Origin of the sequence: Streptomyces spiralis, assembly GCF_014654675.1 — a bacterium.
Taxonomy (GTDB): domain Bacteria; phylum Actinomycetota; class Actinomycetes; order Streptomycetales; family Streptomycetaceae; genus Streptomyces; species Streptomyces spiralis.
In genome coordinates this window covers 46,134-67,649 of the sequence record NZ_BNBC01000026.1, presented here as the reverse complement: position 1 = coordinate 67,649, position 21,516 = coordinate 46,134, and the positions used below count along the sequence as shown (strand labels likewise).

At 70.0% G+C, this 21,516-nt stretch carries 14 protein-coding genes; 5 read left to right on the top strand and 9 right to left on the bottom strand.

Annotated features, from left to right (window positions below):
- The first annotated feature begins 41 nt into the window (after positions 1-41).
- Positions 42-1,628, top strand: coding sequence for a DUF1996 domain-containing protein (locus IE318_RS25205; RefSeq protein ID WP_189903908.1), 1,587 nt, complete (start codon positions 42-44; stop codon positions 1,626-1,628).
- Positions 1,629-1,714: 86 nt separating this feature from the next.
- On the opposite strand, the gene IE318_RS25200 is transcribed toward IE318_RS25205, so the two are convergent.
- Positions 1,715-2,128 carry a hypothetical protein gene (locus IE318_RS25200; protein WP_189903906.1) on the bottom strand — a complete coding sequence of 138 codons (414 nt, stop codon included), beginning with the start codon at positions 2,126-2,128 and terminating at the stop codon, positions 1,715-1,717.
- Between the two features lie 118 nt (positions 2,129-2,246).
- On the opposite strand from IE318_RS25200, the gene IE318_RS25195 reads away from it, so the two are divergent.
- The 3 genes from IE318_RS25195 (at position 2,247) to IE318_RS25185 (ending at position 5,558) form a co-directional block, all read left to right on the top strand.
- Positions 2,247-2,783: a tetratricopeptide repeat protein gene (locus IE318_RS25195; RefSeq protein WP_189903904.1), complete on the top strand. Its 537-nt coding sequence runs from the start codon at positions 2,247-2,249 to the stop codon at positions 2,781-2,783.
- Positions 2,784-2,832: 49 nt separating this feature from the next.
- Positions 2,833-4,746, top strand: a complete 1,914-nt coding sequence (locus IE318_RS25190) for a hypothetical protein (protein ID WP_189903902.1) — start codon at positions 2,833-2,835, stop codon at positions 4,744-4,746.
- A gap of 95 nt (positions 4,747-4,841) precedes the next feature.
- Entirely contained in the window at positions 4,842-5,558 is a 717-nt protein-coding gene (locus tag IE318_RS25185; protein ID WP_229903733.1) for a TetR/AcrR family transcriptional regulator, read from the top strand.
- 10 nt (positions 5,559-5,568) lie between these two features.
- Here IE318_RS25185 and IE318_RS25180 read toward each other — a convergent pair whose 3' ends face one another.
- Both IE318_RS25180 and pulA read right to left on the bottom strand, forming a co-directional pair.
- Positions 5,569-5,925 carry a 5-carboxymethyl-2-hydroxymuconate Delta-isomerase gene (locus IE318_RS25180; protein WP_189903900.1) on the bottom strand — a complete coding sequence of 119 codons (357 nt, stop codon included), beginning with the start codon at positions 5,923-5,925 and terminating at the stop codon, positions 5,569-5,571.
- 38 nt (positions 5,926-5,963) lie between these two features.
- Positions 5,964-11,378, bottom strand: coding sequence for a pullulanase-type alpha-1,6-glucosidase (gene pulA, locus IE318_RS25175; RefSeq protein ID WP_189903898.1), 5,415 nt, complete (start codon positions 11,376-11,378; stop codon positions 5,964-5,966).
- A 687-nt stretch (positions 11,379-12,065) separates the two neighbouring features.
- Between pulA and IE318_RS25170 the strand changes: the two genes are divergently transcribed.
- Positions 12,066-13,109 carry a hypothetical protein gene (locus IE318_RS25170; RefSeq protein ID WP_189903896.1) on the top strand — a complete coding sequence of 348 codons (1,044 nt, stop codon included), beginning with the start codon at positions 12,066-12,068 and terminating at the stop codon, positions 13,107-13,109.
- Here IE318_RS25170 and IE318_RS25165 read toward each other — a convergent pair.
- The 6 genes from IE318_RS25165 to IE318_RS25140 form a co-directional block, all read right to left on the bottom strand.
- Positions 13,084-14,532, bottom strand: coding sequence for a hypothetical protein (locus IE318_RS25165; protein WP_189903894.1), 1,449 nt, complete (start codon positions 14,530-14,532; stop codon positions 13,084-13,086). The genes IE318_RS25170 and IE318_RS25165 overlap by 26 nt on opposite strands.
- Before the next feature lie 174 nt (positions 14,533-14,706).
- Complete coding sequence (locus IE318_RS25160) at positions 14,707-16,080, bottom strand: alpha-amylase (RefSeq protein WP_189903892.1); 1,374 nt, start codon at positions 16,078-16,080, stop codon at positions 14,707-14,709.
- 147 nt (positions 16,081-16,227) lie between these two features.
- Positions 16,228-17,910 carry a glycoside hydrolase family 13 protein gene (locus tag IE318_RS25155; RefSeq protein ID WP_189903890.1) on the bottom strand — a complete coding sequence of 561 codons (1,683 nt, stop codon included), beginning with the start codon at positions 17,908-17,910 and terminating at the stop codon, positions 16,228-16,230.
- Positions 17,911-18,066: 156 nt separating this feature from the next.
- The gene (locus IE318_RS25150) at positions 18,067-18,972 is read right to left on the bottom strand and encodes a sugar ABC transporter permease (protein WP_189903888.1); all 906 of its coding nucleotides are present in this window, start codon (positions 18,970-18,972) and stop codon (positions 18,067-18,069) included.
- Positions 18,973-18,991: 19 nt separating this feature from the next.
- The gene (locus tag IE318_RS25145) at positions 18,992-19,996 is read right to left on the bottom strand and encodes a carbohydrate ABC transporter permease (protein ID WP_189903886.1); all 1,005 of its coding nucleotides are present in this window, start codon (positions 19,994-19,996) and stop codon (positions 18,992-18,994) included.
- A 99-nt stretch (positions 19,997-20,095) separates the two neighbouring features.
- A complete protein-coding gene (locus IE318_RS25140) occupies positions 20,096-21,370 on the bottom strand; it encodes an extracellular solute-binding protein (protein ID WP_189903883.1) in 1,275 nt (424 codons plus the stop codon).
- Positions 21,371-21,516 lie beyond the last annotated feature (146 nt).

Sequence of the window (21,516 nt, the reverse complement as noted above, 5' to 3'; positions counted from 1 at the left end):
GGCGCCTCGATGCTGCCCCGCAAGGAAGTCAGAGGAGTTCCATGGGACGCAACACACGAAAACGCCGCACGCCGCTGGCCACCAAGGCCATAGCCGCATCGGCGGCCCTAGCGCTCGGTGGGGGCGGGCTGATCTGGGCGAACTTCTACGCATCCGCGCACGAGTCGCACAACGACGCGTGGGGCGACCGGACGAAGGCAGCGAGCGCCCAGGTCGCGACGATCTCCTGCCCGGACGTCGGCCAGAAGCTCTCCGACGTGCCCCGGCAGGCCCGAGGCGAGGTCGACGGCGAGCTGGCCAACCTCGACCGCCAGATCACCGAGGCGTACCAGCGCCTGGCGACCACCCGGGACGCCCAGGCCAGGGACGCGAGTTTCGTCCAGAACACCATCCTGGGGCCGCTGAAGGACCGCCGGAAGGTGATCGTCGACCGGATCGTGCTGGAGATCAACCGCGCGGGCGGCCGTGCCCCCGGCGGCCTGGACGATCTCACCGCGTGTACCGGCACCCCCGTCGGCAACGGCCAGCAGAACAGCGGCGGCCAGCAGGGCGGCGACGGCCAGAACACCGGCGGCCAGCAGCAGAACGGCGGTGGCCAGCAGGGCGGCGGCCAGCAGCAGAACGGGGGCGGCCAGAACGGCGGCCAAAGCGGCGAGGGCGGCCAGCAGGGCGGTGGCAACGGCCAGCAGGCCAACAACGGCGGCCAGGCCGGCAACGGCCCCTCCGCGGGCGACTTCGTCGACATCACGAAGGTCCAGCCCAACGTCCCGGCCAAGCCCCGGAAGACCGGCAACGCCTCGACGGGCACCTTCACCACCCGCTGCGGTGTGAACGCCAACAAGAACCACAACACCGACAACGTGATCGTGGCGCCCGGCGTGACCAACGGCGCGCACCACCTGCACGACTACGTCGGCAACCAGAAGGTCAACGCGTTCTCCAGCAACGACACGTTCCTGCAGGGCGGCACCAGCTGCCAGAACAAGAACGACCTGTCGGCGTACTACTGGCCGGTGGTGCGCGTGCAGGACGGCTCGCAGGACTTCGACCAGAACGCCGACGGCGGCGGCAAGGAAGGCAACGTCGGCAAGATCCTGACGCCGCGGTCGGCGCAGATCAAGTACGTCGGCTCCCCGACCGGCAAGGTCGTCGCGATGCCGCAGTTCCTGCGCATCATCACCGGCGACGCCAAGGCCTTCACCAACGGCCCCGCGAACGCCAACGCGCACTGGAGCTGCACCGGCTTCGAGAACAAGGTCCAGCTGACGGACAAGTACCCGATCTGCCCGCAGGGCAGCCAGGTGGTCCGGACGTTCGCCTTCCAGAGCTGCTGGGACGGCCAGAACATCGACTCGGCCAACCACCGCACGCACGTGGCCTTCGCCGACGCGGGCGGCAACTGCCAGAACGGCTTCAAGGCGATCCCACAGCTCACGATGCGCCTGGTGTACGACGTGCCGCAGCCGGTCGCACAGGCGGACGGCACGGTGAAGAACGCCTACGCGGTCGACGGCTTCCCGGAGCAGCTGCACAAGCCGATCACCGACCACGACGACTTCATCAGCGTCACGACCAACAACCTGGCGAACAAGATCGCCAACTGCATCAACTCCGGGCGCAGGTGCTGACAACCGCACACCCGTGACGGAAGCAGAGGCGAGAAGGCCGGCGGCGGAGGGGGATCCCGCCGCCGGCCTTCCGCGTGTTCCGGGGCTCAGCCGCCGTGGCCGGCGTGCGCGTGGTGGTCGGTGCCGATCTCCACGTCACCGCCGAGGGTGCCGCGCAGCGTCCGGACCACGCCGTCGTCGCCGACCGCGACCCACTTGCGGCCGACGAGGTAGTAGCCGCCGTAGTCCTTGGCCTCGTTGATCCACTCGCGCTGACCGCGGTCGGTGGAGAAGGTGGCGAGGACGAACCTGCCGGTGGAGGTGGTGCAGATCGCCTGCCGGATGGTGTCGGCGTCGGTCTGGATGTCCGGCTTGCACTTCACCTCGGCGGCCAGGCTCTCCAGGCTGCCGGTCGCCACCGGCGGCACCTTCGCGGCCGCGTCGCCACCGGAGCCGCAGCCCGCCAGCGCCACTGCCGCCACGGCACCGGCCGCCGCGAGCATCGGTCGGGTCACCCTCATCTGTTCCTCCGCTTCCGGCGGTCCCTTGCGGCGGCACACAGCCCGAGCATGCCGCGGAGGGCCCCGGCGCGGGCCCCGCCCTTCGATACGGCTGTGCCGCGCACAGCACTCAAATCCCATGGCCGCGGGGGCACGTGTGTGCGAAGGTGGGCCGGTGAACCAGGACTGGGAAGACCGCGTGGCCGCCGCATGGGCCCGTTTCGACGACTACTCCGAGAGCGAGGCGCCCGCGTTCCGGGCGGTGATCGACGCGCTCGTGGCCGAACTGCCGTCGGACAGCCCCGTCGGCCCGTTCGAGCAGGCGTGCGCCTGGGACTCCACCGGACACTCGGACCGGGCCGTGCCGCTGTACCGGGAGGCGCTGGCCCGCGGCCTCGACGGCTACCGGGGCCGGCGGACGAAGATCCAGCTGGCCAGCTCCCTGCGGAACACCGGGCAGCCGGAGGAGGGCGTCAAGCTGCTCACGCCCGAACTGGACGCCCCCTCGGACGAGTTGGACGACGCGGTGCGGGCCTGCCTCGCCCTGTGCCTGTCCAGTCTCGGCCGCGACCGCGAGGGCCTGTCGCTCGTCCTGGGCGCCCTCGCGCCCCACCTGCCGCGTTACCAGCGTTCCATGGCGAACTACGCCCGTCTGCTGGTGAGTCCGGAGGGCTGAGTCACTCGTCTGGCGGTGACCATTCAACGATTCGCTCGTTCTGCTGAACGTGCAGTCACAGGATGTCGCCCCGCGCCCCTCCTCCTCCGAGCCGGTCGTCGACGTCGAGCAGGCCGAGGCCGCGCTCGTCGAGCACTACCCGCGGCTCGTCCGGCTCGCCTATCTGGTGCTGCCGCCGGGCCTCGGCCGCAACCGCCGTGTCCTGACCGCGCACTCGCTCACCCAGCGCGCGCTGCCCCGCGGCCGGGCCGCCGCGTCCGCGATCCCCGCCCAGCCGGGCGGCCGCGACACCGACCCGGGCTATGCCTTCCTGCGGGTGGCGGTGGTGCGGACGGCACTGGAGGCGGACCGGCCGCGCAGGCGCGGTCGGTGGCCCCGGCGCGGCCAGCTGCCCCCGCTGCTCCCCCAGGTGTGGGGGCTGAGGCTGTTCCCGCGTTCGGGCGGCGCCGACGAACTGGCTCTGGACCAGAGGCTCGCGGCGCTGTCCGGCCCGGCCCGCGCCGCCTACGTGCTGCGCGGCCTGGAACGGCTGCCGGACGCCGCCGTGGGCCAGGTGCTGTCGGCAGCGGGTGTGGCCGACCCTGGGGCAGCGCTGCGCCAGGCCGAGCGGGTGCCCGAGCAGTACGCGCTGCTGGACTCCCCCGAGTTCGACCCCTGCTCCCTCCAGGCCCGGCCGACCGACCTGGTGCGGCGCAGGCAGCACACCAAGGCCGCGCTCGCCGCCGCGGCGGCGCTCGCCGTGTGCGGTGCGCTGGTCGCGCTGCCCGGCGGCGGCTGGGGCCCGGACGGCGCAGCCGCGCCCGCCTACGCCCAGAACCCGTCCGCCGAGGCCGCCCTCGACCCGGCCAAGCTGACCAGGGCGGCGCCCTCCGCCTGGCGGACCGCGGCCCGCCTGGACTTCTCCGTGTGGCCCGCGCGCGGTGACCTGACCGGTGACACGGCGCTGTTGCGCCGGGCCCTCGCCGTGTGGGCCCGGCCCGGCGGGTCCGTCCATGTCTCGGCCACCCCGGGCACCGCCTCGGGCGGCCCCGCCGGGCCGCCGCAGCTGCTCTACGCCGGCGATGTCGACAACGCGCACGTGGTGATCCTCTACGACGGGCTGCGCATCGTCCGCTACGCCGAGCCGAAGCAGTCCACGGCCGGGGCCGCCCTGGACTTCGCCCGTGTCGACGGCGCCACCGGCGCGGAGGCGTCCGCCGTGGTCCTGGACCGCCCCGACGGCAACGTCCGCTATCTGACGGCGCCCTGGGTGACGAAGGCGACCCGGCGGGACCTGATGCGGTCGACGGCCGCTCCGGTGGACCTGGGTCTGACGGACGGCGTCACCGGCCCGTTGGCCAGTCCGGCCCAGCAGACGGTTGCCTGCACCCGGTGGAACGTGCTCCAGCTCGCCGGCGACGGCGGCACGCACGTCCTGAGCGACCTGGGCGAACTGGTCCCCGCCCACCTCACCACGGGCCGTCCGGCCGCCCCGCACGAGGCGTCGGGTGCGGCGGCGCTGACCGCCTGGGCGCCGTTCGCCTGCTCGCTGGGCGCGGTGCGCGGGCAGGGCGTGCGGTCGGTCAACGCCTGGCGGTACGCCGAGCAGCCGCTGCCCGACGCGAGCGGTCCGGCCGTGTGGGTGTGCACGCGGGCCGAGACCTGGCGGGGCGCGGATCCCCGGGTGCTGGCCCAGTTCCGTGCGCCGGGCGGGAAGTACGGCGCGGTCGCGGCGAAGGCCGAGGACGTGCCCGCGTGCGGTGCCCGCGACCCGCATGTGCTGGCCGGTGTGCTGTGGAAGTCACCGGCGGGCTCCTGGTACCTGCTCGCGGCGGGCGACAAGGCCACCACGTCGATCAGCGCGTCGGGCGGGGTGCGCGCCGCCGGCCGGGGCAATCTGCTCGCCGTACGCGCCGGGCAGGGCGCACGGGCGGACCTGAAGGGCACGCTGGCCGACGGCCGAACGCTCGGCGTGCTCCGTTAAGGCACAAGCACGCACAGGGTTCTGCGACGGATGCCTGTGAACCAGGGGACCGATCCGGCCGGTTCGCGGCCGGATCCGATCGGTAGGGTGTTCGCATGAGCACCGGGGTTCGCCGCAGAATGGGAGTCGAGGAGCGGCGGCAGCAGTTGATCGGCGTCGCCCTCGAACTGTTCAGCCAGCGCTCGCCCGACGACGTCTCCATCGACGAGATCGCGTCGGCCGCGGGCATATCGCGCCCGCTGGTCTACCACTACTTCCCCGGCAAACTCAGCCTGTACGAGGCGGCGTTGAGGCGGGCGTCGGACGATCTGGCGGCCCGGTTCGCGGAACCGCACGAGGGTCCGCTGGGGGCGCGGCTGCTGCGCGTGATGCACCGGTTCTTCGACTTCGTGGACGAGCACGGACCCGGTTTCTCGGCGCTGATGCGCGGTGGCCCGGCGGTCCCCGCGGACGGGGTCCGCTCAAGGGACCACGTCTCCGCGACCAACGCCCTGATCGACTCCGTGCGACAGGCGGCGTACGAGCAGATTCTCGCGCACCTGCGTGTCACCGAGGCGCCCCCGCGACTGGAACTGGTCGTCCGCTCGTGGATCTCGCTGGTCGAGTCGACGGCGCTGATCTGGCTGGACGGCCGGCGCATCCCGCGCGCCGAACTGGAGCTCCAGCTCGTGCACGACTTCGCCGCGCTGGCATCGGTCAGCGCCGCCTACGACGAGGAGATGGCCGCCCTGATCGGCCCGGTCCTCAAGGAAGAGCCGGCCGACGGCCCCTTCGGGGACCTGGTCGGCCGGCTCGTCGCACTTGCTTCCTAGCGCACGGGTCCTAGGCGTCGAACTTCCGGTAGGACGGGTCGAGCTCGCGCACCTCGGCCGACGCGTGCAGCGCCAGTCCCTCGACCGGCTTCACATGCGCGCGCAGCACCTCGAGGACGGCCTCCGTCAGGCGCGCCTTGGTCTCCTCGGTGCGCCCGGCCAGCAGGCCGATGCTGACGTGCACGATCGCGTGACCCCCGGTGTCCGGGCCGACGGTGGTGTCCTCGGTCCGGCGGAACTGCGTCTTGCACGCCGGGGGCTTGGCGGCCGCGATCTCGACCGTCCGGGCATGCAGCTCCTGCGCGAAGGCACGGCGGTCGAAGGCGTCCGCCAGCTGCTCGGAGTAGTCGACGGTGATCTGCGGCATGGGCGCACTCCTGTTTCTACGGCAACCTGGTCCTCAGCCTAGTTCCTGAACACCGCGACCGTACGGGCCGGAACGCTGAACGTGCCGGTCGCCGCCGTGTACGACGAGGTCTTCACCACCGGGTCCGCGCCCGAGGCCTGCACCGGGTGCAGCCGGTAGTGCTCCCCGGCGAGCGTGGCGACGCGCTGCTCCTGCCGCTCGGGCGTCGCGTTGAACACCACGACGAGGTCACCGAGGCTCATGGTGATCACGCCCGGGGTCTCGTCCTTCCCCGACAGGGGGAAGGACAGCCGCGACTGCACCTGCGCCGTCGTGCCCAGCGAGAAGGCCTGCTCCGCCGTACGGATCCGCAACAGGTCCTGGTAGGCGGCCGAGGAGCCCTCGATCTGGGGGCAGCCCACCTTCACCGAGGTCAGCAGCGGCTTGGCATACGGCCACTTGTCCTTGTTGTCGGCGGCCATGGGCAGCCCACGCCCGAAGCCGTTGCCGTCCGCGCAGTTCCAGTGGATCGCGTTGAACCAGTCGCCACTGTCGAAGGAGTTGCGGTCCAGCGACTTCGAGCGCAGCAGGTCGGTGCCGGCCTGGGAGAGCGCCGGGCCCTGCGAGAGCGTCGCCGTCGCCATGGCCAGGACCTGCATCCGGGCCCGGTCGGCGGCGCTCGTCGAGGCGGGCAGCTTGTAGGTCAGCGCGTCGAACAGGGACTCGTTGTCGTGCGCGTCGACGTAGGCGAGGGCGTCGCCGGGCGCGTCCGCGTAGCCGGCGGGCGAGCCGTTGTAGTCGATCTCCGCGCCGGTGACCTCCTTGCCGTCGGTGTCCGTGAAGTGGTACTTGGCGAGGTTGCCGGTCAGGCCCACCTTGATCAGGTCCTGGTAGTGCAGCAGCCGGGCCTTCTGCTCGTCCTCGGTGCCGTTGGCGGTGGAGGAGTTCGGGTCGGTGTACAGCCCGGACGCGAAGCCCTGGATGCCCGGGTCCGAGTCGAAGGGGCTGCCGCCGCGCACCGCGTCACGGGCCCGGTCGGAGAACGTCGCGATGCCGGTGCCGGCCATGTTCTGCTGCGTGGCCTGCACGAACCGTGCGTCGTTCGCGACCTCGCCGAAGTTCCAGCCCTCCCCGTACAGGATGATCTTCTTGCCGTCCACGCCGTCCTTCTCCGGGGTCAGCGCGTCCAGGGCCTTCCTCACCGCCAGGATGTTGGCCTTGGGGTGGTGGCCCATGAGGTCGAAGCGGAACCCGTCGACCTTGTACTCCTTGGCCCAGGTGACGATCGAGTCCACGACCAGCTTGCCCATCATCGCGTTCTCCGGCGCGGTGTTGGAGCAGCAGGTGCTGTTGGCCACCGAGCCGTCGGCGAGAAGCCGCTGGTAGTAGCCGGGCACGATCTTGTCGAGGACGGAGGTGTCCGCCTGGCCGCTGGCCGCCGTGTGGTTGTAGACGACGTCCATGACGACCCTCAGCCCGTCCTGGTTGAGCGCCTGCACCATCCTGCGGAACTGCACGGTGCGGGCCGTGCCGTCCGGGTCGGTGGCGTAGGAGCCCTCGGGGACCGTGTAGTGGTACGGGTCGTAGCCCCAGTTGTAGGCGTCCTTCGCGGCGGTCTTCGCCACGCACGCCTGCTGCTGCTCGGAGTCGGCCGGGTAGGAGGCGAGGTCGCAGTCCGGGACCGCCTGGTCGGCCTTCTTCTCCGGGATGGTGGCGATGTCGAAGGCCGGCAGCAGGTGGACGTAGGACGTGCCCGCCTTCGCCAGGTCCCGCAGATGCTTCGAGCCGTCGCTGTCCTTGTCGGTGAAGGCCAGGTAGGTGCCCTGGTCCTTGGCCGGGACCGTCGTGTCGGCGACCGAGAAGTCGCGGATGTGCAGCTCCTGGATCTGGGCGTCGCGCAGCGGTACGGCCTTCGGCTTGGCCAGGTGCGACCAGCCGCTCGGGGCCAGCGCGTGGTCGTCGAGGTCGGCGACGAGGCTGCGCTCGCTGTTCGCGGTGAGGGCAACCGAGTAGGGGTCGGTGACCTTGTTGGTGACGACCTGGCGGACGCTCGGCGCCCACACCTTCACGACGTACCGGTAGGGCTTGCCCTTCCAGGACGCCGGGCCGGTGACGGACCAGACGCCGGTGGCGTCGTCGCGGTGCATGGCGACGCCGCGGCCGTCCAGCTCCAGGGCCACGCTCTGCGCGGTCGGCGCCCACACGCTCAGGGTGGGCCGGCCGTGGTGGAAGACGGGTCCGAGCTGCGCCTTGGTGGCGCTGCTCGAGTAGAGGTCGTCGAGCACGCCTGCGAGCTGGACGCCCGTCGCCGCGAGCACGGCCCCGTTTCCGGCCCGCTGGGAGGCGACGACCTGGCCGCGCAGGGCCTGCCGCACCCGGTCGCGGTCGCGCGGGTCGACGGACCAGGCGGTGTAGTCCTTCAGATGCGGGAACTTCGCCTTCTGCGCGTCCGTGAGCGTGGTCTTCTCCAGCCGCAGCCAGCGCTCGTCGTCGCTGGTCAGGGCCCCGTCCTTGACGGTGATCGAGCCGTCGGCGGAGTACAGCAGCTGGGTGGAGGCGGCGCCGTCGGCGCCGTTCCACGCGACGGTGTCCCGGTCGATCCAGACCGCCTTGGACATGGACAGGTCCAGGGCGCCGGCGCTGCCCGTGGGCTGCGGCAGCAGCGGCTTGTCCTGCCCGCTCACCAGCCACACCTCGTGGCCGTTCGCCGCCGTGAGGTCCAGGGACTGGTCGGTGGGCAGGTCCTTCTCGTCGCCCTTGTGCAGGATGTAGCTGAGGCTGGTGGCACCGTCGGTGAGCGGTACCTCGAAAACCGCGCCATAGGAGTCAGTCTTGACCGGCTGGAGGGGTTTCGACCAGTCGGTGGGGTTCGCGGCGCCGGTCCACACGTGCAGGCCCCAGCCGTCGTAGTTCCCGTCGGCGCGGTGGTAGTGGAGGACGGCCTTGGTGGTGTCCTGCGCGGGGTAGTCGGCGGGTCGTGTGGTCTGCACGGCCTCCTTGCCCTGCTCGACCCAGACCTCGCCCGTCCTGGTGACGTCGATGGACCGGTCGGCGGAGACGTCCTTGTTCCCGTCCTTGTCGATCACCAGGAAGCCGACGTTCGAGGCGCCCGGCTTCAGCTTGACGTAGGCGAAGGCGCCGTAGGCGTCGCGGCCGGTGAAGGGGTGGCTTGCGGGCCAGGTGGTCGCCTCGCCGTCGGCGAGGTCGCCCCAGGCGTACAGACCCCAGTCCGCGTAGTCGCCGTCGGCGCGCTTGTAGTGGACGATCGCGTAGTCGCGGGAGGAGGCGGTGGGGACCTCGGGGGCCGGCGGGGTGCCGGTGGCGGAGGCCGCGGTGGTGCTCGCCGTGCGCCCGGCCGAGTCGACGACGACCGCCTTGTAGCGCAGGGCGGTGCCGGCCGGCACGGTCCTGTCGAGGGCCTGGGTGACCTTGTAGGGGGCGTGGTCGGCGGAGCCGAGGACCTTCCAGGGCCCGTCGCCCACCTGGGCGGCGAAGACCACCCGGTTCAGCTGCCCGCCGGTGACGTCGGCGCTCAGGTCGACGGTGCCGGTGGCGCCGGCCGCGGGGGCGGTCAGGGTGATCGCCGGCTTGGTGGCGGGGGCCTGGAGCCGGCCGGCCGCCTTGAGGACGACGGCGGACCCGGCCGGGACGGTGACGGTGACCTTGCGGTCGGCGTCGGAGGTCACGGTGGCCTTGGTGCCGTAGATCCCCTGGTACGCCATGTCGGCGGAGCCGGTGGCGAAGGCGGCGCTCCGGTCCTCGTCGGCGTTGTTGAGGGCGACGACGTACTCGGCGCCGGTCTTCGCGTCCGTGCGGGTGAAGGCGTAGACACCGGCGCCGTCCGCCGCGTACCGCTCGGTCTGGACGCCGTCGGTGAGGGCCGGGTTGTCCTTGCGCAGCTTCGCCAGCTCGGCGATCTGCCGGTACAGCGGCGCGCCGGTGTCGTAGGAGTCGCTCGCGTGGGTGCGGTCGGTGCCGATCTCGTCGTCGTCGAGGTAGTCGGCGACCTTGGAGGCGAACATGGTCTGGCGGGCGTCCTTGTCGCCGCCGGAGCCGGTGAAGCCCTGCTCGTCGCCGTAGTAGACGACGGGGTTGCCACGGCTGAGGAACATCAGCTCGTTGGCCAGCTCGTCCTTCTTGAGGACCTCGGCGTCGCTCGCCTTCGGGTTGTCCTGCTCCAGGAAGGACCCGATGCGGCCCATGTCGTGGTTGCCGAGGAAGGTGACCTGCTCGTAGGCGTTGGCCTTGTCGGTCGAGTACTTGTAGTCGTCGCCGAAGACGCTCGCGAGCTTCTTCGCGCTGCCGCCCTGGGAGGCGTAGGCGCGGGCCGCGTCCTGGAAGGGGAAGTCGAGGGTGGCGTCGAGGCGGCCCTGGGTGACGTAGGGGGCCGTGACGGAGGTGTCGGCGGAGTAGACCTCGCCGAACATGAAGAAGTTCCTACGGCCGTGCTGGGCGGCGTACTTGTCGAGCGCGGTCGCCCACTGGGTCCAGAACTCCATGTTCACGTGCTTGACGGTGTCGATGCGGAAGCCGTCGACGCCGAAGTCCCGCACCCAGCGCTCGTAGATCTTCTCCATGCCGCTGACGACCTCGGGACGCTCGGTCCACAGGTCGTCGAGGCCGGAGAAGTCGCCGTAGGTGGCGTTCTCTCCGGCGTAGGTGGAGTCGCCGCGGTTGTGGTACATCGTCGGGTCGTTGAGCCACGACGGGACCTTGAGGTCCTTCTTCGCGGCGGGGACGGTCGGCGTGTACGGGAAGGACGAGCCGTCGACGGCGGGGAACTTGCGGCCGCCGGCCGCGTAGTCGGCGTCGTCGAAGGGCCGGCCGTCCTTGGTCAGATAGGGGAAGGCGCCCTTGGAGAGGTACTGGTGGGACTGGCCCTCGTAGTCGACGACGTCGGCCGTGTGGTTGGTGATGACGTCGAAGAAGACCTTCATGCCCTTGGCGTGCGCCTTGGAGATGAGGCCGGCCAGGTCCTTGTTGGTGCCGAAGTGCGGGTCGACCTGGGTGAAGTCGGTGATCCAGTAGCCGTGGTAGCCGGCCGAGGCGTCCTTGCCGGTGCCCTGCACGGGCTGGTTCTTGAAGATGGGGGCCAGCCAGATGGCGGTGGTGCCCAGGCCCTTGATGTAGTCGAGCCGGTCGGTCAGGCCCTTGAGGTCGCCGCCCTGGTAGAAGCCCTTGTCGGTGGGGTCGTAGCCGGTGGCGAGCCGGGAACCGGTCAGTCCGCCCTTGTCGTTGGACCTGTCCCCGTTGGCGAAACGGTCCGGCATGACGAAGTAGAACTGCTCGCGGGTGTCGTCGTGCCGGGCGGGCTGGGCGGCGAGCGCCGCGTCCGAGGGGGGTGCCGGCGGGGTGGCGGCCCCGGCCGCCAGTGGCTGGATCAGAGCGGCGGCGAGGGCGGCGGCGGTGACGGCCGCTGCCCTTCTCGCTCGCGGGGTACGGCGCGTACGCGGCGCCGGCCATCTCGGTATCACAGGCGGTAACTCCTAGCGATTACGGCTCTTCTGGGTCCGACCCCCGCGCCGCGGCACGACCGCGGTGCCGAGCGCGCCGCGTGACCGTATCGCTGGCGAAAGCCTTACAGCAAGAGGCGTGAAAGCCCCAGCAAGAACTTTCACCGCACTCGAGAAGGGGGCGCGGGAAGGGGGTTGCGGGAAGCGACGGCCGCCGCTGCGGGCGGTCCGGGTTGCGCCACGCTGTTCCAGGAGTGAGCGTGGACAGCAGGGGGCGGCCGAAGCAGTGCGACGCAGAGCCCGTTCGGATCGATGATGGCCAGCACCACCCGGCGACGTTTCCTCCGCCTGACCAGCGTGTCCGCATTGGCCGCGGTACTCGCCTCACCCACAGGTCCGGTGAGCGCGAGGCCCGCGCCCGACGTCCACGGCGAGGCCGGGGCGGCCGCGCCCAGGGGGTCGGCGCCCCCCTCGCCCGAGCCTCCGGCCCCGACGCCGAGCGCTCCACCGGCCACGACACCACCCGGTCCGTCGACGCCGGTCACCACGCCCTCGACGACGCCGGCCCAACCGTCGGGCACGGCTTCGCAACCGGCCCGGACGCCGAGCCCCGGCGACACGTCACAGACCGAGGAGTCGCCCGCTCCGAGCGGGAACGGCACCTCGGCGTCCGATGCCGCGACGCAGCAGAAGCAAGAGGCCGACACGGTGACGGCGGACCTGGACCGGCAGAAGGAGCAGGTTCCCCAGGAGCTGGTCCCGAGCGTCGACCAACTGACCGCCACTCTGCGGGCGGTGCAGGACCCGAAGACCCCGCCGCAGGAACGCGATGCCGTCATCCGGAGCGCACGGGCGGTGAGTTCGGCGCTGAAGGTCATCGCCGATCCCGGGACTTCTCGCGCGGTGCGGGGACGGCTGACCGGACTCGTGAAACAGGTGACCTCCGCACTGGACGCGGCGAACCGCCCGGGGTTGCCGCCCGAGCACCGGCGCACGGCCGTCTTCGTCGCGGACAGGACGGCGCCCGCTCTTCGCGCGATCGGCGACAGCAGGACGCCACACGGTCTGCGGAACGATCTGGCCGGGGGCGCGAGCGGCGCGCTGAACGTCGTGAACCGCCATGCCGGGCAGTCGTTCGCAGCCGCCCGTAAGGTGGCGGTGGTGGTGGCCGAGGGCAGCGACCCGGGCACGCCTGACGACGGGAAGAAGGAACTGGCGCAGAGCGCCCACGAGGCAAGCGCGTCGCTGGACAAGGCCGACGACCCAGGGGCGTCGGACGAGGAACGGGACAAGGCCCGGCAAGAGGCGGACCGGCGGATCGCCGACATGGAGCGGAAGCTGGAAGAGGTGATCTCCGCTCAGGGCCTGCCCGACGTCCCGCTCGGCAAGGCGGCCGAGGTCTGCACCAACGCCGTCTTCGATTCCGCCCCGCAGGACACGCTCGGCAGGAATCTGAAGGGCCTGCTTCCCAAGAAGTGGAGCACGGAAGGCGTCAAGGACTTCTGGAAGTCCAAGGAAAAGGGGAACGACGTCCTCGACGTCCTCACCCAGTTGCGCAACGACGCGTTCGCCGACGCCCCGATGGAAGTCAAACGGCTCGTTCCCGGGCTCGCCGAAACGGTACCGGCAAACGAACTCTTCGGGACCCTCGGCACCCCGGCGCTCCATTGCCTGCGGGCCGCTCTGCAGCTCGACAAGGACTCGGGGATACAGTCGGGGACCTGGGTCAAGAAGGCCGAGGAGAAGGAATAGACTTCATCAGTTCGGCCAGGGACACCTCTGAATCGGCTTCGACCGTCGAAACACCGAACCTGGCCAGATCCTTCTTCTCCTCCGCGTTGTCGATCCCCTTGCCGTCGAGGTGGTAGGTGGAAATGGAGTACACCGGAGCGTCCTTCGGCGACCAGGTCGCCAGAACGTAATGCTTGCCGCGTGTCACATTGACCAGGTTGTTGTTGTGGCGCACCCTGCCGAGATATATGAGCCTGTCCCCGCACTGGTTCGCGATGCACGGCGAGCCCTTCTTTCCCATCCACGACGGCCGCTCGTTCTTGAACTCCTCCACGTCGATCCGTCCCCGTTCCTTTCTCATGTAGGTGAGCTGGAGTTCGACGTCGAGCAGGTCGTACTTCGCGTCCATGGGGAGCTGGAACACATGCTCCCGAGTGTCCTCCTGCCCGCTTTCGAGCAGAGTGCCGGGCTCGTAGAAGCGCCCGCTGCTTATACGGGAGAACGCGAGTCGATCGACGTGACGTTCCGCCTCCTCGTGCTTCTCATCGACGCTCTCCCTCCACTCGTTCACCGACGAGGACCCCTGCTCCGAATACTTGGCGGTTCTGCCGTAGATCGTGAAGTCATCGATGATGATGTACACCGCATACGCTCCGGTGTTCTTGACGGAGAGTTTCAGCGGGACCTGGACGAACGGGAGTGCGCGGTCTGCCCGCGCGGTTCCGAACTCCGCCGTCAGAGTGAAGTGCATGGGGGCGACCGTGGGTTGGTACAGGGTGGAGTAGGCAAGGCTGAGAGCGGTGAAGAGGACCGATGCGAACACTCCGACGGCGAATCTTCTGGGTTGCGGAACCCCCTTCCACGGCCGCTCCCGGAGCAGCAGGAGCAGCGCCCACACCGACCAGCACCACAGTGGCGCGAACGCCGCCAGGTAGGGCGTGTACTGCCTCTCGTCGAGCCACATCACGAGGAGAAGGCTGTCGGTGGCCAGCGCTGTGAGGACGCCGAGCAGGACGATCGCACCGGAGATCCTCGACTGTCGTTTTCCCCAGAAGTCGAGTACCGAGACCGCTGCCGCGACCTGCACCAGACCGAACAGGACGAACAGGGCCCCGGTCACCCGTTGCGCGAAGGTCAGCGCGCCGGAGGCGTCCGGCCATCCGATCACTCCGCTCAGGACCGCGGACGCGAGCAGTCCGACCAGGACGAGGAGACCGGTCGTACGTCGTCTCCAGGCCCGGTCGGGCCACGTACCGCTGTCCCCTCCGCGCCAGTACACCGATGCCGGGTCCGCCACGTCCACGTCCGGGTGACCGAGGCGGTCCAGCATGCCGCGCAGCTCACGCAGCGACCAGGCGCTGCCCACGGTGTCGCCGCCCACGGTGACCCGGCGAAGGCCACGACCGTCCGGTGCCTCCACGACGACCCAGGGGCGGATGCTCATGCGACCAGCCTCGGACCGGAGCCGGGACCGCGCATGCGCGGTTGCTCCGGTCGGCCCTGGGACCCACGGCGTCGCGGAGAATCTCTCCCCGCCCGAGGTCGCCGGGGAGGCCGGCATCCGCCGCGGCCCGGGTGACCGGCGGGCACGACGCGGTGGGCCCGGCCGCGGACGGGTTCAGCAGCTCGACTTGCCGGCGTAGATCGCCAGCGCGGTGTTCGCGCCGAGGGTGGCGGTGAACTGCCCGCTGGAGTTCACCGTCACCGCGGTCTTGTTCTGCACGTTGCAGTACGTGCCCGCCGGGAGGGACGTCTGGTAGGTGCGGGTCAGGGTGCTCGTCTCGTGGTTGATGGCGACGTAGCCCTTGCTGCCGCGGCCGAAGGCGATCGCGTCGGCGCCGTCGTCCCACCAGTTGGTGACCGCCTGGCCGCGGGTGGCGTTGCGGAAGGCGACCATGGACATGATCTCGGGCCACTTGTGCTGGCACTTCCAGCCGTCCTGCCAGCAGGCGTTGACCTGGCCGCCGCCCGGCGGACCCGCGTCCGGGTCGGACCACTCGTAGCCGGAGTTGATGTCGGGGGCGCCGTAGGGCCAGGCCAGCATGAAGACGTTGGCCAGGGTGTAGTTGGCGCCGTCCTTGTAGTTGAGGGTGGCGCCGTTGCGCTCGGTGTCGTGGTTGTCGACGAAGACGCCGGCCACCGAGCTGCTCATGTAGCCCCAGCCCTCACCGTAGTTCTTGAGGTAGGCGAGGTTCTCGTTGTTGAAGACCCGCTTGAGGTCGTAGGCGTAGCGGAACTCCTGGACGTCGCCGTTGCCGGTGTACTCGGTGGGCTGGACGGCCTCGCCGGCGCCGTAGATGACCTCCTGCTTCCAGTAGGCGTTCGGGTTGGTCAGGCGGGACTTGATGTTCGCCAGGTCGGCCGCGTCGATGTGCTTGGCCGCGTCGATGCGGAAGCCGTCGACGCCGAGCGAGAGCAGGTCGTTCATGTAGCCGGCGATGGTCTTGCGGACGTACTCCTCGCCGGTGTCGAGGTCGGCGAGGCCCACCAGTTCGCAGTGCTGGACGTTCCAGCGGTCCTGGTAGTTGCTGACCTGGGCGGTGCAGTCGTCGAAGTCGTAGACCGAGTACAGGCCGGGGTAGTTGTACTTCGTGTACGACGAGCCGCCGGTGCCGGTGCCGCTGCCCGCGGACATGTGGTTGATGACGGTGTCGACGACGACCTTCACCCCGGCCGCGTGACAGGTACTGACCATGTTCTGGAACGACGCGCGGTCGCCGAGGCGGCCCGCGATCTTGTAGCTGACCGGCTGGTACGACGTCCACCACTGCGAGCCCTGTATGTGCTCGGCGGGCGGGGAGACCTGGACGTAGCCGTAGCCGGCCGGGCCGAGGGTGTTGGTGCACTCCTTGGCGACGGAGGCGTAGTTCCACTCGAAGAGGACGGCGGTGACGTCCTTGGTGCCGGGCGGGGAGGCGCTGGCGGTCGTCGGGATCATGACAATAGTGGCGGCCGCGAGCGCGAGGGCGCCGGAAAGGGATCTGCGTGCCATGTGGGGGTCCTTCTCCGTTGAAGGCTCGTTGAAGGCGCTTGCTGAAAACTCCAGCAAGAATTTCCGTGACGCAGATGTTAAGGGCCCGCTGCCTGAAAGGGCAGCGGGCCGGACGAAGTTGAGTGCAAAAGTTTTGCGGAGCGACCGTCAGGCCGTCGTCCACCACACCGTCGTGTCGGCCGGGACCTTCGTCTCGTCGCCGGCCTCGGTGAGCTCGCCGCTGGCGAGCAGGACGCGACCGTAGGTCGGGGTCGTCACGGACTCGCCCGTCGTGTTGGCCACGCAGACGAAGTCGCCGCGACGGAAGGCCAGAACGCCCTCGGGGGCGCGCAGCCACTGAACCGAGTCGCCCGCGCCGAGGTCGGGCCGCGAGCGGCGGACGCCCAGCGCGGAGCGGTACAGCTCCAGGGTGGAGCCGGGCACGCCCTGCTGGGCCTCGACGCTCAGCTCGCCCCAGGTCGTGGGCTGCGGCAGCCAGCTGCCTCCGCTGCCGAAGCCGTACGAGGAGCCCGTGCGGGTCCACGGGATCGGCACCCGGCAGCCGTCGCGGAAGCCGTCCTGGCCGGCACCGCGGAAGTACGCCGGGTCCTGGCGCACCTCGTCGGGCAGGTCGACCACGTCCGGCAGGCCCAGTTCCTCGCCCTGGTAGACGTAGGCCGAGCCGGGCAGGGCGAGCATGAGGAGGGTGGCGGCCCTGGCCCTGCGCAGGCCCAGCGCGCGGTCGCCCGCCGTGCGGATCTGGGTGCCGAGGCCGGGCGGGTTGGCGAAGCGGGTGGCGTGCCGGGTGACGTCGTGGTTGGACAGCACCCAGGTGGCGGGGGCGCCGACCGGTCGCATCGCCTCCAGGGTGCGGTCGATGACCGTACGCAGCTGCCCGGCGTCCCAGTCCGTGCCCAGGTACTGGAAGTTGAAGGCCTGGTGCAGCTCGTCGGGGCGGACGTAGTTCGCGGTGCGCTCGACGGTCGGCGTCCACGCCTCGGCGACAAAAATGCGCTCGCCCGCGTACTCGTCGAGCACCTTGCGCCACTGCCGGTAGACCTCGTGCACGCCGTCCTGGTCGAAGAAGGGCATGACATCGTTGCCCAGCAGCTTCAGCTGGTCGTGGCTGCCGAGGTCGGGCAGCCCGTCGGCCTTGACCAGGCCGTGGGCCACGTCGATGCGGAAGCCGTCGACGCCCATGTCCAGCCAGAAGCGCAGGATCGAGCGGAACTCGTCGCCGACGGCGGGGTGTTCCCAGTTGAAGTCGGGCTGCTCGGGGGCGAACAGGTGCAGGTACCACTCGCCCGGGGTGCCGTCCGGTTCGGTGACCCGGGTCCAGGCCGGTCCGCCGAAGATCGACTCCCAGTCGTTCGGCGGGAGCTCACCGTGCTTCCCCTTGCCGGGACGGAAGTGGTAGCGCTCGCGCAGCGGGGAGCCGGGGCCCTCGGCGACGGCGCGCTTGAACCACTCGTGCTGGTCGGAGGAGTGGTTGGGCACGAGGTCGACGATGATCCTCAGGCCCAGTCCGTGGGCGTCGCGGATCAGCGCGTCGGCGTCGAGCAGATTGCCGAACATGGGGTCGACGGCCCGGTAGTCGGCGACGTCGTAGCCGGCGTCGGCCTGCGGGGAGGCGTAGAAGGGGCTGAGCCACACGGCGTCCACACCGAGGTCGCGCAGGTACGGCAGGCGGGAGCGGACACCCTCCAGGTCGCCCATGCCGTCGCCGTTGCTGTCGGCGAAGCTGCGGGGATAGACCTGGTAGATCACCGCGTCCCGCCACCAGTCGCGGCGGTCGGCGACGGTGGCGACGGCGGAGTCGTCGGCCGGGGCTGCAGTGTGCTGCTGGCTCATGGCGTCCTTGGTACGTAACAGGGTCATTGTGGGCGTGGGTACGGCGGCTCGGGCGGCCGGGGGGTGCGAGGCGGCCGCGGTGTCAGCGGGGTCGGATGGACACCGCGGCCGCCTACCCGCGCGGTCAGGCGCGCGGGAGCGTGTTCCGATGAGCGGTCAGCCCTTGGTGCCGCCGGCGGTGAGGCCGGTGACGAGGTTCTTCTGCACAAGGTAGAAGAACACCGACACGGGGATCGCGATCAGCACAGCCGTGGCGGCCATGTAGTTCCACTGGGCGTCATGCTCACTGACGAAGGTCTGCAGGCCGACGGCGAAGGTGTACTTCGAGTCGTCCAGCATGAAGGTCGTCGCGAAGGCGACTTCGCCGACGGCGGTGATGAAGTTGTAGAACGCGGCTACGGCCAGGCCCGGGCGGGCCAGCGGCAGAATCAGCCGGAAGAAGGTACCGAACGGGCTGAGCCCGTCGACGCGTCCGGCCTCGTCGATCTCGAAGGGGATGGTGTCGAAGTAGCCCTTGAGCAGCCACGCACTGTACGGCACCGCCGTGGTGCAGTTGATGACGATCAGGGACCAGTAGGTGTCGATGAGGTCGAGTTCGCTGAAGATCTCGTACATCGGCACGATGAGGACGGCGATGGGGAAGGCCTGGGTGAGCAGGAGGACCCACATCAGCGACTTGTAGCCGGGGAAGCGCATGCGCGAGACGGCGTAGCCGGTGGTGGCGGCGACGAAGACACCGATGAAGGTGGTGCCGAGGGCCACGATCATCGTCGACTTGAACCAGTCGAAGAACGCGGTGTGCTGCAGCACGAAGCTGTAGTTCGAGAAGGTCAGCTTGCTCGCGATCTTGCCCGGGTGCAGGTAGTCGTCCTTGTCCGGGCCGAGGGACAGGTAGAACAGCCAGGCCACCGGGGCGAGAGCGATGAGGCTCGCCACGGTGAGGCCGCCGTGCAGCAGGGCGGCGCCGAGCGGGCCGCGCTCGCCGCGTCGGCGGATCCGGCGCCGGGGCGCGGGTGCGGGGGCCGGTGCGGCCTCGGTCTCTTCGAGGGTCGTGGTGCTCATGGCGGCGGCTCCTGCGGCGTCAGGCGGCGAGCTGGTCATTGCGCTTCAGCCAGCGGAAGTAGAAGGAGGTGAAGACGGTCAGCATCGACAGCAGCAGTACGCCGTAGGCGGCTGACTGGGCGAAGTCGCGTGGCTGCTGGCCGAAGCCCAGGTAGTAGGCCCAGGTGACGAGGATCTGGGCGTCGGGCGCACCGTGCGGGCCGAACAGGATGAAGATGATCGTGAACTGGTTGAAGGTCCAGATGACGCCGAGCAGGACCACGGTGGAGCTGACCGAGCGCAGGCCGGGCAGGGTGACGTGCCGGAAGCGCTGCCAGGGGCTCGCGCCGTCCATCTCGGCGGCCTCGTAGAGCGAGGAGTCGATGGACTGCAGGCCACCGAGCAGCGAGAGCATGATGAACGGCACACCGCACCAGGTGTTGACCATGATCGCCGCGAACCGCTGCCAGAAGGTGTCCTCCAGCCACTGCGGCTGGGGCAGGTGGAGCCGGCCGAGGATCTGGTTGAGCACGCCGGAGTCGGAGAGCACGATCCGCCAGGAGAAGACGGTGACGAAGGTCGGCACGGCCCAGGGCAGGACCAGCAGCAACCGGTAGAGGGTACGGCCGCGCAGCTTCTCGTTGAGCATGAGCGCGAGGCCGAGGCCGATGGTGTAGGTCAGGGCCACACAGCCGACCGTCCAGAAGACGGTCCACAGGAAGTGCGACCAGAACCGGTCGTACGCCGTCGGGCCGAACAGGATGTCCTTGTAGTTGTCGAACCCGATGAACTTGTAGGTGGCGGAGATGTGGTTGACGCCGATGGTGCGCGCCGAGTTGAGGCTGTCGGCGTCCGTGAAGGTCAGGTAGACACCCCGGACGAGCGGATAGCCGACGATCACGCCGAGCACGATGACCACCGGGGCGATCATCGCGTACGCGTACCAGTACCTCTGGTAGCCGTTCTTGATGCGCTGCCCCAGCCCGGGCCGAGGCGCGCGGTCACCGCGGCGCTTGCCGGTCGCGCGGTCGATGGCGACTGTCATGGTTCGACACCTTCAAAAGATCAAGGAGTTGGGCCGGGCACAGGCGGTGGCCGCCGGATCCTTCCCCTCCTGAAGAGAGGATCCGGCGGCCACGCGGGCTCACTTGCTGAAGTCGGGCACCAGCTTGGCGATCGCGACCTCGGCGTTGCTCAGGCCCTTGTCCAGGGACTCCTTGCCGCCGGCGATCTTGGGCAGCTCGGTGTCGAGCGGACCCCACAGGGAGCTGTACTCGGGCAGCGCCGGGCGCGGCTGGGCGGCGGCCAGGACGCCCTGGTAGCCGGCGATGCCGGGGTCGGCCTTCACCTGGGCGGTGTAGGCGTCGCCGCGGGTGGGCAGCGTGGAGTTCTTCAGGGCGATGGTCTCCTGGGACTTCGCCGAGGTCATGAACTTCACGAACTTCAGGGCCGCGGCCTGGTGGGCCTTGTCGGAGCCGGCGTAGACCGAGAGGTTGTGGCCGCCGGTCGGGGCGCCCGCCTTGCCGGTGGAGCCGGCCGGGACGGTGGCGATGCCGAGGTTGGACTTGTCCTTGAAGGCGGAGCCCTTGTAGAAGTTGGTGATCTCCCACGGGCCCTGGATGATCGCGGCGACCTTGCCGTTGACGAACGCGTCCTGGATGTGGGCGTAGGCGTCGGCGGTCGTGTCGGCCTTGTGCAGGCCCTTGCCGGAGAACATGCTCAGCCAGGAGCCGTAGGCCTTCTTGGCGGTGGGCGAGTTCACGGTGATCTTCTTGGCGGCGGCGTCGACGGTGTCGGTGCCCTCGCCGTAGAGGAAGGACTGGGCGTAGTAGGCCTGGGTGGAGCCCCAGTAGCCGTCGACGCCGGCCTTGTCCTTGACCTTCGCGGCGTCGGACTTCAGCTCGTCCCAGGTCTTGGGCGCCTCGGTGATGCCGGCCTTCTGGAACAGGGCCTTGTTGTAGACCAGGGCCAGGGTGTCGGTGACCAGCGGCACGCCGTAGGTCTTGCCCTCGTACTGGGCCTGCGTGATCAGGTTGGGCTGGAACTTGGACTGGTCCGCGAGGGCCTCGGTGCCGTCCAGCGGCAGGAAGTAGCCCTTCTTGGCGAAGGCGGGGGTCCAGCCGACCTCGGAGCGCAGGATGTCCGGGGCGCCCTTGGAGCCGGCGGCGGTGTCGAACTTGTTCTGCGCCTGGTCGAAGGGCACGTCGACGTACTTGACCTTGATGTCCTTGTTGGCGGCCTCGAACTGCTTGACCAGGGCCTGGTACGTCGGCGCCTCGTTGGTGGCGTTGGAGGTGTCCCACCAGGTGATGGTCACCGGACCGTCGGACTTGTCGCTGCCGCTGTCGCTCCCGCCGCAGGCCGTCGCCGCGAGGGCGAGGGACGCCACCAGCGCGGTGGCCGCTATGCCACGCCGCATGAGTTCTCCTTGAGGGTGAAAGCCCGTGAACAGGAAGCGGTCCCGCCCGCTCCTGCAGACTTGCCGACTGCGCCGTTGCGGCCGCCGGGCGACGGTGAGAGTAGCCGCGCTTGTCAGGGGCGCGAAAGACCTTGCAGAAAAAAAAT

Coding starts and splice junctions, on each gene's coding strand:
- IE318_RS25200 (WP_189903906.1), bottom strand. CDS start 2,128: ATGAGGGTGACCCGACCGATGCTCGCGGCGGCCGGTGCCGTGGCGGCA.
- IE318_RS25185 (WP_229903733.1), top strand. CDS start 4,842: ATGAGCACCGGGGTTCGCCGCAGAATGGGAGTCGAGGAGCGGCGGCAG.
- IE318_RS25160 (WP_189903892.1), bottom strand. CDS start 16,080: ATGGCACGCAGATCCCTTTCCGGCGCCCTCGCGCTCGCGGCCGCCACT.
- IE318_RS25205 (WP_189903908.1), top strand. CDS start 42: ATGGGACGCAACACACGAAAACGCCGCACGCCGCTGGCCACCAAGGCC.
- IE318_RS25145 (WP_189903886.1), bottom strand. CDS start 19,996: ATGACAGTCGCCATCGACCGCGCGACCGGCAAGCGCCGCGGTGACCGC.
- IE318_RS25140 (WP_189903883.1), bottom strand. CDS start 21,370: ATGCGGCGTGGCATAGCGGCCACCGCGCTGGTGGCGTCCCTCGCCCTC.
- IE318_RS25155 (WP_189903890.1), bottom strand. CDS start 17,910: ATGAGCCAGCAGCACACTGCAGCCCCGGCCGACGACTCCGCCGTCGCC.
- IE318_RS25150 (WP_189903888.1), bottom strand. CDS start 18,972: ATGAGCACCACGACCCTCGAAGAGACCGAGGCCGCACCGGCCCCCGCA.
- IE318_RS25195 (WP_189903904.1), top strand. CDS start 2,247: ATGGCCGCGGGGGCACGTGTGTGCGAAGGTGGGCCGGTGAACCAGGAC.
- IE318_RS25180 (WP_189903900.1), bottom strand. CDS start 5,925: ATGCCGCAGATCACCGTCGACTACTCCGAGCAGCTGGCGGACGCCTTC.
- IE318_RS25165 (WP_189903894.1), bottom strand. CDS start 14,532: ATGAGCATCCGCCCCTGGGTCGTCGTGGAGGCACCGGACGGTCGTGGC.